This window comes from Olsenella sp. AGMB03486 (assembly GCF_040884255.1).
GTDB lineage: Bacteria > Actinomycetota > Coriobacteriia > Coriobacteriales > Atopobiaceae > Olsenella_L > Olsenella_L kribbiana.
The window spans coordinates 43,580-57,033 of sequence record NZ_JBEVTM010000007.1 but is presented as its reverse complement, the minus strand read 5'-3'; the positions used below and the strand labels follow the sequence as shown (position 1 = coordinate 57,033).

Below are 13,454 nucleotides of genomic sequence, written 5' to 3'. Positions count from 1 at the left end.
AGGAGGTCTTCATGAAGTATGCCATCAATGCCCACGGCTTCCCTGACGCTATGGGATCGAGCTCTCAGGGAACGACTGCAGGACGCTTCGTCTTCATATCGGGACAGATCGCCCTCGACAAGGTCAACCCGGAATGTCTTGTCCCAGGAGGCATCGAAGATCAGACAAACCGCGTCATCGATCTGGCCGAGCAGCTGCTTGCCGAAGTAGGCTGCCAGCTTTCCGATGTCGCGCAGACAACGGTCTATCTTGCGCATATGGAGGACTTTGCCGCAATGGATGCCGTCTATGCAGAACGGTTCGGAAGGCCGGCCCCCGCACGCTCCGTCGTGGAGGTCTCGAAACTTCCTCTCGATGCCCTCATCGAGATGGACTGTGTCGCCTGCAGATAGCGCTAGAATAGAAATGTTGAAGAAGCACTGTGAAGGGAGCCTCAATGCAGCCTCAAGCAAACCCTCCCGAGGGCGATAAGACTGAAATTTTCCGTATGCCAGCAACCGATGCCACGATTCCCGATCTCATGGGTGCGGCACGGCGGAAGCACCCTTCGCTCACCATCGTCAAGGGTCCCCAGAGCGGCGAGACCTTCGAGCTTGAAGATCCCGAGATCACGCTTGGCCGCGATCCTTCCAACAGCATCTTCCTGAACGACATGACGGTTTCGAGGCATCATGCCGTGATCGATCTTTCCGGCCTCGACTCCGGAGCTGTCACGATTCAGGACCTGGGCTCGCTCAACGGCACGTGGGTGGATGGCGCAATCATCAGCAAGGCCTATATCAAGGATGGCTCCACCATCCAGATCGGCACCTTCCGCCTGATCTTCCATACGAACCGCATCCCCTCGAGAATCGAGACCGGAGCGTAGACGCATGGCAGATGCGGGATATCTGACAATCGGCAAGGTCGTCAAGAAGCTGCAGCCTGAATATCCCGAGCTCTCCATCTCGAAGGTACGCTATCTCGAGGATGAAGGGCTCCTGACTCCTGCCAGGACCCCTGGCGGATACCGTCTCTACTCACAGCGCGATGTGAAACGCCTCGAGACGATTCTGTACCTCCAGAAGACGCGCTTCATGCCGCTTTCCGTCATCAAGGAAGAGCTCGGCAAGCACGAGAATGCAACGACAGCAGAGCTCGAGCAGGCGCTCTCCCAGGAAGCGCAGGCACAGGGCGCGAGCACCGTCGCGTCTCTTCCTCTGGACGACGAGGAGACGATCTCAAAGCTCCATCCGATCGACCGCATGCCCGAGCTTACCGGAGCTCCCGTGAGCTTCGTGCGCCAGCTCGCCGATGCCGGCGTCCTGACACTCAGGAAATCGCCTCATGGCAGAGACCTGGTGGACGGCAAGGACTTCACGATCATCCGTGCAGCCGAGCGTCTCCGCCATTACGGCATAGGACCCAGAAATCTCCGCATGTATGTCGTCGCAGCGAACCGCGAGGAGGGCATGTTCGAGCAGGCGCTCGGAACGCTCTATGCCAAGAGGGGAGAGGACCCCTCCGCTTCCCAGCGCATCGAGTTCGCTCAGGCAACCGACGAAGTGCTTGCGCTCACGGACACGATCCGCGATACGCTGATACGCCGCATGCTCAGCAAGGCTTTCAAGGACATGGAGCTCGGCTCAGACCAGCAAGATGTCCTGGAACATAGATAGACCGATCACCCAAGGAAAGGACCTGCATTGTCGAGCGTCGATTACGAGAGCCTGATTGTCAGCATTCCTGACTATCCTGAACCAGGCGTCATCTTCAAGGACATCACCCCGCTGTTCGCCGATGCCCAGGGCATGGCTGCAGCCATCGACGATATCGCCGATCACTTCATCAACAAGGGCATCACGAAGGTCGTCGGCGCTGAGGCCCGCGGCTTCCTCGTGGGCGCCCCTGTCGCCTACAGGCTCAATGCTGGCTTTGTCCCGGCAAGAAAGCCCGGCAAGCTTCCGCGCGAGGTCTATTCGCAGACCTACGCACTCGAGTACGGCACGGATGAGCTCCAGATCCACAAGGACGCTCTCACGCCTGATGACCGTGTTCTGATCGTCGACGACCTCGTCGCCACCGGCGGCACGGCTGTCGCTACGGCAGAGCTCGTCGAGAAGAGCGGCGCCAAGGTCGCCGGCTTCTCCTTCATGCTCGAGCTCACCTATCTCCATCCGCGCGAGGAGATCGCCAAGAAGTACGACGAGGAAGTCTTCACCCTCATCCAGGTGCAGTAGGGCTATCCTAGAGCTAGCATCGATTTCTGGAAGCTGCCGGAATGCATGCCGGCAGCTTCCTTTTCTTTATCTGGGAGGATAGGCCGCGTGAAGCATCTGGGATATCTCGAGAGAAGCCTTTCCCGTCCGAACCAGGCCCGGCTCGTCTTCGAAGGCGCCCTTGTCGGCCTTGCCGGCGGCGGCATCGTCGTGCTCTATCGCATGGCGCTCTCGGGCGCAGAGAAGCTCATGAGAGGCATCACCGGAGCCGCAGCAGGCCATCCTCTCCAGATCCTTCTCTGGTTCGTCACGCTCGCAGCCGTCCTCATCATCGTCTCGAAGCTCCTGCTCTGGGAGCCCTATACGCAGGGCTCGGGCATTCCGCAGACCGATGCAGAAGCCATAGGGCGCATCGATATGCCCTGGTACCGTGTCATGTCAGCAAAGTTCGCCGAAGGCACGCTCTGTGCCTTTGCCGGCCTCTCGCTTGGCCGTGAAGGTCCTTCCGTCATGCTCGGCGGCATGGGAGGAAAGGCAGTCTCGAAGGCCCTCCACAAGGACCGCGACCACGAGTCGCTGTTCGTGACCTGCGGCGCTGCAGCGGGCATGGCAGCAGCCTTCCATGCGCCGCTTACCGGCGTCCTTTTCGCCGTCGAAGAGATCCACAAGGTCTTCTCGGCATCCCTGGTGATCACGGCGATGGCATCAGCAATCATGTCAGACTTCCTTGTCTCTCAGGTGCTCGGCGTGAAGCCAACGCTCAACTTTGCGCTCGTCACGAACCTGCCGCACGTCTCATACCCGCTCGTCGCTGTCATGGGCATCTATTGCGGCATCCTGGGTGCGCTCCACAACGCTGGCATGTTCGGCTGCCAGGCGCTCTATGGGAAGATCAAGCACTGGGTACCCTATAGCAGGCTCGCCATTCCTTTTGCCATCTCCGGCGTCATTGCCTTCACGCTGCCCGACCTCATGTGCGGCGGCGATGCCATCATCGAGAAGCTCATGAATCCGACGGCACTCACCTGGGAGGCAATCCTCTTCCTGCTGATAGGGAAGTATCTCTTCACGACCATCAGCTTCGCTTCGGGCGCACCTGGCGGCACTCTTTTCCCGCTTGTCGTCATGGGTTCGCTTGCAGGCGCGCTCTTCTGCCATCTTGCAAACGCTGTCGGCGGCACGTCGACGCTCTATATGATGAACTTCATCTATCTCGGCATCGCAGGGCTCTTTGCAGCGGTCGTGAGGGCCCCTGTGACCGCAATCGTACTTGTGTTCGAATTGACAGGAAGCCTCGAGAATCTGCTGTCCGTAAGCATCGTCGCAATGATTGCCTTCGTCACGGCGAATCTGCTCAAAATCGACGCATTCTACGAGCATCTGCTCACCAAGCTTCTGGGCAACCTCGACCCGGAAATTGCGGCACAGGAAGAGCACGGCATTGCACTCAGGACCTATCATGTAGCGCTTGGCAGCCAGGCTGAGAACAGGACCGTGGCAGAGCTGCCGTGGCCGAAGGGTACGCTCATCGTACTTGTGGAGCGTGCGGGCGAGCGTATCACGCCGCACGGCACGACGAAGCTCGAACCCACTGATGTCATCACTGCCATAGTCCCCAAATCGTCATTGCTGGAAGATGACAGAAAGATTCAGGAACTCTGTCGGCCGATCATCTTCAGACGCGATATCGAAGGCACGGCAGATACGGATGGAAGCCCGCAGGACCATTCATAGCCATATTCCCGCTTTGGATTTGTCCATGAGACAAATTCATATGGCATGCTGCAAAACAAGGCTCTGAGAGCCTGTTTGAGCCACGCTAGCAGTCATACATGAACATCGTTGTGTTTGGGATATATCGGCGTCTTAGAATGCCTCTCAGAAGCTCTTAGAGGAATATGGCCTAAAGTGCCTTGAAGGCCCCATCATGATAGCAAGGGGAGCATCTATGTAGAAGCTTCTGAGAGTCTTACTTTACATAAGATATATTATCAGACATTTCTGGACGAAAAGAGAGGGGACTGGAGCTGCTCTCTCCAGACCCCTCTCGAAGCATATATACTATCTCGGAAGCCTTCTCACGAATCGATGTGCTGGCCGAGATACTCTGCTGCAGCAGTCGCAGCGTTTGCGCCATCGGCTGTAGCCGTCACGATCTGGCGGAGCTTCTTCTCGCGGATGTCTCCTGCAACAAAGAGGCCCGGCGTCTTCGTCTTGCCAGTCTCGTCTGCCACAGCATAGCCACGTTCGTCGAGATCTGCCATGCCCTCGATGAGCTTCGTGGCCGGCACGCGGCCGACAAATACGAACACGCCGAAGGAGCCAGCCGGATATGTCTCGGTCGTCTCTTCGCCGGTCTCATTGTTCCTGAACGTGATGCGCTCAGGAAGCGTCTCGCCCTCGAGCTTCACGACGCTTGTCATGTAGCGAATCTCTACCTTCTCGTTCTCCTCGATCTTCTTGAGGACAGCAGCCTGGGCGCGGACATGGTCCTTGCGGACGATGACAGTGACCTTGGAGGCAAAGCGCGTCAGGAACAGCGCCTCCTCGAGGGCTGAGTTGCCGCCGCCAATCACGAAGACCTGCTTGTTGCGGTAGAACATGCCGTCGCACGTGGCGCAGTACGACACGCCGTGGCCGCCAAGCTTCTCTTCGCCCTCGAAGCCGGCATGGCGAGGAGTCGCGCCGCCTGCCAGGATGACGGTCTTGGACTCATAGGTGCCCTCCGCCGTCGTGACCGTGAAGATCTTCGTCTCAGGGTCCTGCGTGATGGAGCTCACCTGGTCGGATACGATTTTTGCACCAAGGTCCTCAGCCTGGCCGCGCATCGCGTCAGCAAGCTCGAAGCCTGACGTATGCGGCACTGCTGGATAGTTGTCCACATCGGCGGTCAGCATGATCTGGCCACCCACGGCTTCCTGCTCGAGGACGACGCTGTCAAGCATTGCGCGCTGCGCATAGATGGATGCGGTGAGTCCTGCAGGACCTGCACCGACAATGACAAGATCGAGTACTTTATCGCTCATGGCATATCTCCTTGCTCTTGTATTCGCTGCTCAAAGGATGCCCCTTGGGGGCATGGTCTATACATGAGATTGCTATCCCCCACATAGCATATCCATATTATATTGCGCGCAATATATCTTTGCAAGAGAAAAGAGCCTTCCAGCAGCAGATAGGCTGCATGCCAGAAGGCTCTGAGAGGCGATTTGTGGCCCTATCTGCTAGACAAGCAGGAAGTAGACCACAAAGGCAATGGTTGCAACCCACATGAGCGGCTTGATGTTCTTTGCCTTGCCGGTCGCGAGGTTGATGAGGACATAGGCGATGAAGCCGAAGCCGATGCCGTTGGAGATCGAGTACGTCATCGGGATGCCGGCGATGATGAGGAATGCCGGGAAGGCATCCGTGATCTTCGTCCAGTCGATGTCGACGACGTCGCCCATCATGAGGTAGCCGACGACCACGAGGGCGCCGCAGGTTGCAGCGGAGCTCACGACGGTGATGATCGGTGCGAAGAAGGCAGCGATGATGAAGAAGATGCCGGTGAAGACCGAGGTCAAGCCGGAGCGGCCACCATCAGCTGCGCCCGAGGAAGACTCGACGAATGTCGTGATGGAGGAAGCGCCGCAGAAGCCGCCCACAGCAGCAGCTGCGGAGTCGACGACCAGAATCTGCTTGATGTCCTCGACAGAGCCATCGTCGTTCAGGAAGTCGCCCTGCTTGGCGACTGCCATGGCAGTGCCCATCGTGTCGAAGAAGTCGGACATCATGAGCGAGAAGGCATAGACAAGAAGGATGGGCGTCGTTATGACCTTCGCGATGCCCATGACACCATTGGCATCGGTCTGGAACGGAGCGCCGAAGCTCGAGAAGTCGAGAGCGGAAACGACGCCGTTAGGAGCAGCCGTGACGCCCAGAGGAATGCCAGCGATGACAGCGATGATGATGCCGATGAGAAGGGAGCCCGGCACCTCCATCGTATAAAGGATGACCGTGGCGATGATGGAGATGAGGCCGACGATGAAGGTCGGGCTCGTCACCTCGCCGAGGCTCACCATCGTGGACTCACTGGCGACGATGATACCGCCGTCCTTGAGGCCGATCATTGCGATGAAGAGGCCAAGGCCAACGGAGATGGCATGGCGAAGAGGCACAGGGATTGCATCCATGACAGCCTCGCGCAGGCCACAGAGAACGAGGACGAGGATCGCGATGCCCTCGATGAAGATGACTGCCATGGAGGCATGCCAGTCTCCGCCATCAAGAGCGGTGAGCGAAAAGGCAACAATTGCGTTGATGCCCATGCCGGAAGCGCAGGCAAGCGGGCGGTTTGCGAAGACGCCCATGAGGATCGTCATGATGCCGGCGCCGATGCACGTTGCCGTGACGGCAGCATTGGCAGGCACGCCCGCGATGACCATGAGTGCGGGGTTGACGGCGATGATGTAGGCCATCGCCAGGAACGTTGTAAGGCCGGCACGTGCTTCCTGGCCGACAGACGTTCCACGCTCCTTGAGCTTGAAGAATTGCTCCATCCTTGAGGTCCTTTCCTATTTGAAAAACCTTGCAGGGAAAGCATGCGGCGCCCGGCTCGGAAACGGGCGCTGCATGCCGATCGACGACGCCCCTCTCAGGCGCCGGAAGATCCGAATCCGCCCACTCCGCGGTCTGTCTCATCAAGCGAATCGACTTCCATGAGGCTGACGCGGGGGACTTTCTGGATGACGAGCTGGGCTATGCGCTCGCCCTTCGTGATATGAATCTCTCTTTCGGGGTCGAGATTGATGGCGCAGACCTTGAGCTCGCCACGGTAATGGGCATCGATGAGGCCTGGGGTGTTTGCCATCGACAGGCCCTCACGAAGCGCGAGGCCGCTTCGTGGCTGCACGAAGCCTGCATAGCCATCAGGAATGGCGATGGCGAGGCCTGTGCTCACAAGACGGCGCTCGAACGGCTTCAGGACCACATCTTCGGCGGAACGCAGATCGAGACCAGCATCACCCTCATAGGCGTAGCTTGGCAGTTCCACTTCTTCGTCAAGGCGCTTTATCGGCAGGATGATATGGTCTTCGCTCATTTGCTCAGGCTCCTCAGCTCTTCGTTGAACTCATCGATATCTTTGAAGTCGCGATAGACGGAAGCGAAGCGCACATAGGCAACCTTATCGAGGTTCACGAGGCGCTTGAGCACCATGTCGCCAATCTCTTTCGAGCTCACTTCGGAGACGCCGGAATCACGAAGCTCCGATTCCATATCGTCGATAAGCGAATCGAGCTTCGATATAGGAATGTTCCTCTTGACGGTTGCGGCAACAAGGCCGCGCATGAGCTTCTGGCGGTTGAATGTCTCCTTGGTGCCATCCTTCTTGAGGACAGTAAGCGGAGTCTCCTCTCGCCTTTCATAGGTCGTGAACCTGTAGCCGCACTGGATGCATTCACGCCTGCGGCGAATGGCATCGTTGTTTTCAGAGGGCCTCGAATCTACTACCTTCGATTCTTCGCACCCGCACTTTGGACAGCGCATGAATCCCCCTTGTGCTCTTCAACAGAAAGAACATATCACATAAAGCGGGGTCCGCGCTGTCCATATTTAAATTTGAGTCGAAATGTAATACAGCAATTCGCCGTTAAGACGGTCGCAGCTTATGCCTGAGCAGCAGAAACGGTAAGCGTCTGGCCCGGCTGGAGGAAAGAGGAATCCAGGCCGTTCTCGTCCTGGAGCCAGTGTACCATCTGGTCGGTGCTCATGCCGTCAGCACCATGTGCCGCAGCAATGCTCCAGAGCGTATCCTGGTCCTTCACTGTATAGCTCTCCGTTTCGATGGAAGCCTCTGCCTGGCGAAGCCTTGCATTCTGGAGTGCATCTCCTGCATACCAAGCGCCGAGGAATGCAGCGGCGATTGCTCCGGCAGCCAGAACAGTGAAGACCTTGCTGCCGCGTCCAGGCTTTGCCTGTTCCGCGCGAGGCGCCCTTCCCTCGTGCAGGACGAATGCGGGTGCTGGGTCCATTGCAAGTGCTGCGTTTCCATCGAACAGTGCGCTGTTTCCATCGATCATGTTGGAGCCTTTCTCTCATCGTTGCTGCTGACGTTTATAGCAATCGCCGCCGACAGCATTGCATGAGCGAACATCTGTTTTGTATACTATTGCTCGAACACTAGTACGTGTCAATAGTTATCAGAACATTTGTTTGCAGATTAATGTGAAATATCGTATGATGGAACCAGGGAAAAGGAGGACTCCCATGAAGAAGAAGCTCAGCAAGCGCCAGCAAAGCATCTACGAGTACATCTGCTCCTATAGCGCCGAGCATGGCTATCCACCCTCGGTACGCGAGATTGGCGCCGCAGTCGGTCTGGCATCGCCTTCGACCGTGCATATGCATCTCCAGGTCCTCCAGGAGCAGGGCCTCATCAAGAGGGATTCAAAGAAACCCCGTGCCATCGAGGTCGTGAACAATCCTTCCGAGCACGACGAGGACCTGCATCTTGCCAAGGTCACCGAAGACCCAGACAGCAATACGATCTCGCTTCCGCTCGTCGGCCGCGTCGCTGCAGGCCAGCCGATTCTGGCTGAGCAGAATGTTGAAGAGCGCCTCAATCTGCCGACCAGCATCGTCGGCGATGCATCATCTTTCGTCCTGCGCGTTCATGGCGAGTCCATGATCAATGCCGGCATCTTCGACGGTGACTACATCGTCGTGAAGGAAGAGCACGATGCACATGACGGCGAGATCGTCGTCGCGCTTATCGACGATTCTGCAACCGTGAAGACGTTCTACCGCGAAGATGGCCGTATCCGCCTCCAGCCGGAGAACGACACGATGGAGCCGATTTACGCCGAGAACCCGCGCATCCTGGGTCGCGTGACGGCACTCATCCGTTCAATCAGCTAGCGCCGTGTCGGAATCCAGGCGCCTCCGCCTCTTCGATATCATCCGTGGCTTCTCTGTCATTTCGATGATGGGGTTTCATGCCTGCTATGACCTGACTGCTATCTTCGGCTTCAGGCTTGCATGGTTTGTGCCGCCTTTCGAGGATATCTGGCGAGACTCCATCTCCTGGACTTTCCTCTTCATCGCAGGCGTCATGTGCAGCTTCTCGAGGAACAACCTGAAGCGCTCAGGACGCTATTTGGCACTTGCTGCAGCTATCTGGGCTGCCACGACCATTGCAGCTGTCGATACGCCGATAAATTTCGGCATCATCTTCTGCATGGGCGCCTGCACGCTCATCTATGCGCTCCTGCAGAAGGCAGGGCATGTTCCTGATGGATGGAAAGCTGCCATCCTTCTCTGGGTCGCCTTCTTCATCTCTTATGGACTGCCGAGAGGATCTTTCGGGTTTCCTCCCCTTGCCGTGCCGCTCCCCCGCGCCCTCTATCAGATACGTGGCCTTGCATGGCTCGGCATTCCTGGACCAGGCTTTGCCTCGGGCGACTTCTATCCCGTGCTCCCCTTCCTCTTCATGTATCTCTCGGGAGCAGCGTTGGGAAAGCTCTGGAAGCGGCAGGGATATCCTGAGACCGCAAGGAAGCTTGCCTGCCCGCCGCTCGAATTCGTCGGCAGGCACCCGCTTGTGTTCTATATCTTCCACCAGCCCGCAATTCTTCTCATGTGCGCAGCTGCTACTGGGACACAGCTCTTATGATGCATCCCGGCACCACGAGGCTTTCTCAGCTCTCCAGACGGTAAGGCTCGAAAGTGCCTGCAAGGCGCTCAGGAACCTTGGCAGTAGCTCTGAGCCCGCCTTCGTGGTATTCCTCATGAAGTATCTGGCATCTCTCATGAAGCATGCTCATGAGGATGCCCTTTTCATACGGCACTTCCACTGTCATCGTTATATCGCCCTTCGCAGCTTCCTGTGCGATGCGGAAGAGCAGGCCGCGAAGTCCCTTGCCATCGAGTGCCGAGATGAAGACAGCATCCGGATGCATTGCCTCGAGCTGGCGCAGAGCCTCCTCAGGAACAAGGTCGCTCTTGTTATAGACAACGACGCTTCTGATCTTGTCGGCACCGATCTCTTTCAGGATGCTGTCGACGACCGAGAGTTCCTTCTCCGCATGCGGGTCCGAAATATCGACGACTTTGAGTATCAGGTCAGCATTGATAGCCTCGGAGAGCGTCGACTTGAATGATTCCACCAGCAGGGTCGGAAGCTTCTGGATGAAGCCGACTGTATCCGTGATGGTGATCTTTCGACCTTCTTCAAGCTCGATGGCACGTGTTGTCGGATCCAGCGTCGCGAAGAGCTCGTCCTTCGCATATACCGAAGATCCGGTAAGCTTGTTGAGCATGGTCGATTTGCCAGCATTCGTATAGCCGACGAGGGCGACCCTCCAGACACCGGATTCCCAGCGTGCCTTTGACTGGGTATGGCGCTGGGAGGAGAGCTCCTTCAGCTCCTGCGTGAGGAAGCTGATACGCTTCCTGACAAGACGGCGGTCGACTTCGAGCTGGCTCTCGCCCTGGCCGAACCTGGAACCGATGCCACCTCTCGTCTGCTCGCCGACAAGGTGGCTCCACATGCCTCTCAGACGCGGCAGCAGGTAGTTTGCCTGGGCCAGCTGAACCTGGAGACGTCCTTCCTTCGTCGTTGCATGGGCAGCGAAGATATCGAGAATGAGGGCAGTACGGTCGATGACCTTCACATGGGAGCCGACAATCTTCTCGAGATTTGACTGCTGTGACGGAGAGAGCTCGTCGTCGAATACGACGACATCCGCGTCGAGAGAGCGCGCAAGGTCCCTGAGCTCCTCAGCCTTGCCAGAACCCAGATAGGTGCGCGCCACAGGAACCTCGAGACGCTGTGCAAGCGTGGCGACGACCTCTCCCCCATCTGTCTCGACCAGGCGCCCCAGCTCAGCCAGCGACTCATCGAGAGACCATTCGCCGGTCCCGGTATCGACACCGACAAGAATCGCGCGCTCCGGTTCGAGCTTTGTCGGCTGCGCCTTGAATCGGGGCATCAGAGCATCTCCTTCTCCATGATCATATCTGCAGCGCCGTTCGTGTCCATCTGGTCCAGATCGAGCCATTTCACGCGGCCATCGCGCTTGAACCAGGAGAGCTGCCGCTTTGCATAGCGGCGGGTGCGCTTCTTGATCTCTTCGGTCGCTTCGGGAAGCGTGCAGGAGCCTTCGAGGCAGTCCACGATCTCCTTGTAGCCGATGGCCTGCATCGCGGTAAGCGTGTCTCTGAACCCAGCAGCGACAAGACCTTCCACCTCATCCACGAGGCCGTCTTGAAGCATCTGGTCCACGCGCACTGAGATCCTCCTGTAGAGTCGCTCGCGATCCATGGCTATGCCCCAGATCGAAGCGTTATACCATGGTGCCCGTTCATGGAGGCCAGCGTGCTGCACGGCGTAGCTCTTTCCCTCATCGAGGAGCTCAAGCGCCCTGATGACACGTCTCACATTGTTCGGGTGTATGAGTTCGGCAGAAGCAGGGTCCCGGCTCTCGAGGAGTGCATATACGGCCTCGTTGCCCTCGTCTTCAGCCATCTTCTCATAGCGTTTGCGCGTCTCAGACGACGTATCGCCCTTCGGGAAGACCATATCGTCTATCGTGGCATCAAGGTAGAGTCCCGTACCACCGCAGAGGATGGGGAGCTTTCCTTCCGAGCAGAGGCTATCGATGCAGCTGCGCGCTTCCTCCTGGAAGAGCTGCGCAGAATAGGCATCGCCGATATCTGCGACATCGACCATAAGGAGCGGACGCCTGCGTTCCGATACCGGCGTCTTTGCTGTGCCGATATCCATGCCGCGATAGACCTGCATCGCATCGACAGAGATGACGGAGGTTGCAAGACGGAATGCCAGCTCATCTGCAAGCGCGCTCTTGCCCGATGCAGTAGGGCCTACGATGCAGAGGACGCGGTCGCCTTTCACCGGGGATCGCCTGTCTGTGTGCCTTCGAGATACCAGGACTTCGCTTCCTCGACCTTCACATCGACGAGCTTGCCGACGAGATCTTCTGCCTTCTGGCCTTCGCGCAGCGGGAAGTGAACGGTCTGAAGCTTGCGGCTGTGGCCGACAAGCATCTCGTCATTCCTCTTGGAGGGACCCTCGACAAGCACTTCGGAGACCGTACCAAGATCGCGCTGGTTTGATGCGTAGGAGAGGTCCTCGACGAGGCGTGCCAGCCTGTCGAAGCGCTCCTGTATGACCTCGTGAGGCGTCGTATCTTCAATCTTCGCTGCAGGAGTTCCCGGGCGCTTCGAGTAGATGAAGGTATAGGCCGCATCGAAGGCTGCCTCGCGGACGAGTGAAAGCGTATCCTCGAAGTCCTCTTCTGTCTCTCCCGGGAAGCCGACAATAAGGTCGGTCGTGAGAGCAAGGTCCGGCATGGCAGAGCGCAGGCGTCCGACAAGGTCGAGATACTGCTCTCTCGTATAGCGCCTGTTCATGGCCTTCAGGACTCTCGTAGAGCCGCTCTGGACAGCAAGATGGAGCTGGGGCATCACATTGGGCGTCTCTGCCATGGCGGCAATGACATCGTCTGTGAGGTCCATGGGATTCGAAGACGTGAAGCGGATGCGGTCGACACCGGTCTCTCCTACCTTGCGGAGAAGCTCTGCGAACCGGGGCTTCCCGTAGATGTTCGTGCCGTAGGAGTTCACGTTCTGTCCCAGAAGCGTGATTTCGCGCACGCCGTCAGCGACAAGCCCGCTGCATTCGAGGAGGATGGACTCCATCGTGCGCGAGCGCTCGCGTCCACGGACATACGGCACGATGCAGTAGGTGCAGAAGTTGTTGCACCCCGTCATGATCGGCACCCAGGCGTGATAGCGGAGCTCTCGATGGCTCGGAAGCTCGGTCGAGAAATGCTCGGTGTCTTCCTTCGTATCGACGAGCACCTTGTGCTTCTTCTCCGAGTAGGCCTCGACAAGAAGCTCAGGCAGCGATGCCAAGGCGCCGGTGCCGAAGACGACATCGACACTCGGTATGTTCTTCTTGAGTTCTGCGCCTGCACGCTGAGCTACGCAGCCACCGACGGCCACGATGCGCTTGCCGGAAGGCGGAAGCGCAGCCCCTGCTGCATTCGCTGCAGTGCCATAGAGCCTCGTATCGGCTCCTTCACGCACTGAGCACGTCATGAATACGACGATATCTGCCTCTTCGACGGTACCGACCTCGAGGCAGCCACACGAATCAAGCAGGCCCGCCACCCGCTCAGCATCGTGGAAGTTCATCTGGCACCCGAACGTCTTTACATAGTAGGTCTTTCCTGCCAACTGCGGGTAATGCTGCAT

General features: G+C 58.0%; 15 protein-coding genes. 7 read left to right on the top strand and 8 right to left on the bottom strand.

Going from position 1 to position 13,454, the window contains the following annotated elements; genetic code table 11:
- The first annotated feature begins 11 nt into the window (after positions 1-11).
- From ABVS03_RS05070 to ABVS03_RS05050, 5 genes are all read left to right on the top strand, one after another.
- Positions 12-392: a RidA family protein gene (locus tag ABVS03_RS05070; protein ID WP_368018278.1), complete on the top strand. Its 381-nt coding sequence runs from the start codon at positions 12-14 to the stop codon at positions 390-392.
- A 95-nt stretch (positions 393-487) separates the two neighbouring features.
- Positions 488-868, top strand: coding sequence for an FHA domain-containing protein (locus ABVS03_RS05065; protein WP_330971033.1), 381 nt, complete (start codon positions 488-490; stop codon positions 866-868).
- A 4-nt stretch (positions 869-872) separates the two neighbouring features.
- Complete coding sequence (locus ABVS03_RS05060) at positions 873-1,658, top strand: MerR family transcriptional regulator (RefSeq protein WP_368018277.1); 786 nt, start codon at positions 873-875, stop codon at positions 1,656-1,658.
- A gap of 27 nt (positions 1,659-1,685) precedes the next feature.
- Positions 1,686-2,219: an adenine phosphoribosyltransferase gene (locus ABVS03_RS05055; protein ID WP_330971035.1), complete on the top strand. Its 534-nt coding sequence runs from the start codon at positions 1,686-1,688 to the stop codon at positions 2,217-2,219.
- Positions 2,220-2,306: 87 nt separating this feature from the next.
- Positions 2,307-3,932 carry a chloride channel protein gene (locus ABVS03_RS05050; protein WP_368018276.1) on the top strand — a complete coding sequence of 542 codons (1,626 nt, stop codon included), beginning with the start codon at positions 2,307-2,309 and terminating at the stop codon, positions 3,930-3,932.
- Positions 3,933-4,276: 344 nt separating this feature from the next.
- Here the strand turns inward: ABVS03_RS05050 and ABVS03_RS05045 are convergent, their stop codons facing one another.
- The 5 genes from ABVS03_RS05045 to ABVS03_RS05025 form a co-directional block, all read right to left on the bottom strand.
- Positions 4,277-5,224: an NAD(P)/FAD-dependent oxidoreductase gene (locus tag ABVS03_RS05045; RefSeq protein ID WP_330971037.1), complete on the bottom strand. Its 948-nt coding sequence runs from the start codon at positions 5,222-5,224 to the stop codon at positions 4,277-4,279.
- Positions 5,225-5,422: 198 nt separating this feature from the next.
- Complete coding sequence (locus ABVS03_RS05040; RefSeq protein WP_368018275.1) at positions 5,423-6,736, bottom strand: NCS2 family permease; 1,314 nt, start codon at positions 6,734-6,736, stop codon at positions 5,423-5,425.
- Positions 6,737-6,831: 95 nt separating this feature from the next.
- Complete coding sequence (gene dut / locus ABVS03_RS05035) at positions 6,832-7,278, bottom strand: dUTP diphosphatase (protein WP_330971039.1); 447 nt, start codon at positions 7,276-7,278, stop codon at positions 6,832-6,834.
- Positions 7,275-7,724, bottom strand: a complete 450-nt coding sequence (gene nrdR, locus ABVS03_RS05030; RefSeq protein WP_330971040.1) for a transcriptional regulator NrdR — start codon at positions 7,722-7,724, stop codon at positions 7,275-7,277. Before nrdR ends, dut begins: the two co-directional genes overlap by 4 nt.
- A gap of 119 nt (positions 7,725-7,843) precedes the next feature.
- On the bottom strand, positions 7,844-8,257 hold the full coding sequence (locus ABVS03_RS05025; RefSeq protein ID WP_368018274.1) for a LysM peptidoglycan-binding domain-containing protein: 414 nt from the start codon (positions 8,255-8,257) through the stop codon (positions 7,844-7,846).
- Between the two features lie 187 nt (positions 8,258-8,444).
- Here ABVS03_RS05025 and lexA point away from each other — a divergent pair, with 187 nt between their 5' ends.
- Both lexA and ABVS03_RS05015 read left to right on the top strand, forming a co-directional pair.
- On the top strand, positions 8,445-9,095 hold the full coding sequence (lexA, locus tag ABVS03_RS05020; RefSeq protein WP_368018273.1) for a transcriptional repressor LexA: 651 nt from the start codon (positions 8,445-8,447) through the stop codon (positions 9,093-9,095).
- Positions 9,096-9,099: 4 nt separating this feature from the next.
- A complete protein-coding gene (locus ABVS03_RS05015; protein ID WP_368018272.1) occupies positions 9,100-9,849 on the top strand; it encodes a heparan-alpha-glucosaminide N-acetyltransferase domain-containing protein in 750 nt (249 codons plus the stop codon).
- A gap of 25 nt (positions 9,850-9,874) precedes the next feature.
- Here ABVS03_RS05015 and hflX read toward each other — a convergent pair whose 3' ends face one another.
- Genes hflX through miaB form a run of 3 tightly spaced genes read right to left on the bottom strand, consistent with a single transcriptional unit; the run spans position 9,875 to position 13,454 of the window.
- Positions 9,875-11,167, bottom strand: a complete 1,293-nt coding sequence (hflX, locus tag ABVS03_RS05010; RefSeq protein WP_368018271.1) for a GTPase HflX — start codon at positions 11,165-11,167, stop codon at positions 9,875-9,877.
- The gene (miaA, locus tag ABVS03_RS05005) at positions 11,167-12,090 is read right to left on the bottom strand and encodes a tRNA (adenosine(37)-N6)-dimethylallyltransferase MiaA (RefSeq protein WP_368018270.1); all 924 of its coding nucleotides are present in this window, start codon (positions 12,088-12,090) and stop codon (positions 11,167-11,169) included. Before miaA ends, hflX begins: the two co-directional genes overlap by 1 nt.
- Positions 12,087-13,454 carry a tRNA (N6-isopentenyl adenosine(37)-C2)-methylthiotransferase MiaB gene (gene miaB / locus ABVS03_RS05000; RefSeq protein ID WP_368018269.1) on the bottom strand — a complete coding sequence of 456 codons (1,368 nt, stop codon included), beginning with the start codon at positions 13,452-13,454 and terminating at the stop codon, positions 12,087-12,089. Before miaB ends, miaA begins: the two co-directional genes overlap by 4 nt.

What these genes read in the sequence shown, in the direction of transcription:
- ABVS03_RS05045 (WP_330971037.1), bottom strand. Translation starts at nt 5,224, where the DNA reads ATGAGCGATAAAGTACTCGATCTTGTCATTGTCGGTGCAGGTCCTGCA.
- ABVS03_RS05060 (WP_368018277.1), top strand. Translation starts at nt 873, where the DNA reads ATGGCAGATGCGGGATATCTGACAATCGGCAAGGTCGTCAAGAAGCTG.
- ABVS03_RS05070 (WP_368018278.1), top strand. Translation starts at nt 12, where the DNA reads ATGAAGTATGCCATCAATGCCCACGGCTTCCCTGACGCTATGGGATCG.
- ABVS03_RS05065 (WP_330971033.1), top strand. Translation starts at nt 488, where the DNA reads ATGCCAGCAACCGATGCCACGATTCCCGATCTCATGGGTGCGGCACGG.
- miaB (WP_368018269.1), bottom strand. Translation starts at nt 13,454, where the DNA reads ATGCAGCATTACCCGCAGTTGGCAGGAAAGACCTACTATGTAAAGACG.
- hflX (WP_368018271.1), bottom strand. Translation starts at nt 11,167, where the DNA reads ATGCCCCGATTCAAGGCGCAGCCGACAAAGCTCGAACCGGAGCGCGCG.
- lexA (WP_368018273.1), top strand. Translation starts at nt 8,445, where the DNA reads ATGAAGAAGAAGCTCAGCAAGCGCCAGCAAAGCATCTACGAGTACATC.
- ABVS03_RS05040 (WP_368018275.1), bottom strand. Translation starts at nt 6,736, where the DNA reads ATGGAGCAATTCTTCAAGCTCAAGGAGCGTGGAACGTCTGTCGGCCAG.
- nrdR (WP_330971040.1), bottom strand. Translation starts at nt 7,724, where the DNA reads ATGCGCTGTCCAAAGTGCGGGTGCGAAGAATCGAAGGTAGTAGATTCG.
- ABVS03_RS05025 (WP_368018274.1), bottom strand. Translation starts at nt 8,257, where the DNA reads ATGATCGATGGAAACAGCGCACTGTTCGATGGAAACGCAGCACTTGCA.
- dut (WP_330971039.1), bottom strand. Translation starts at nt 7,278, where the DNA reads ATGAGCGAAGACCATATCATCCTGCCGATAAAGCGCCTTGACGAAGAA.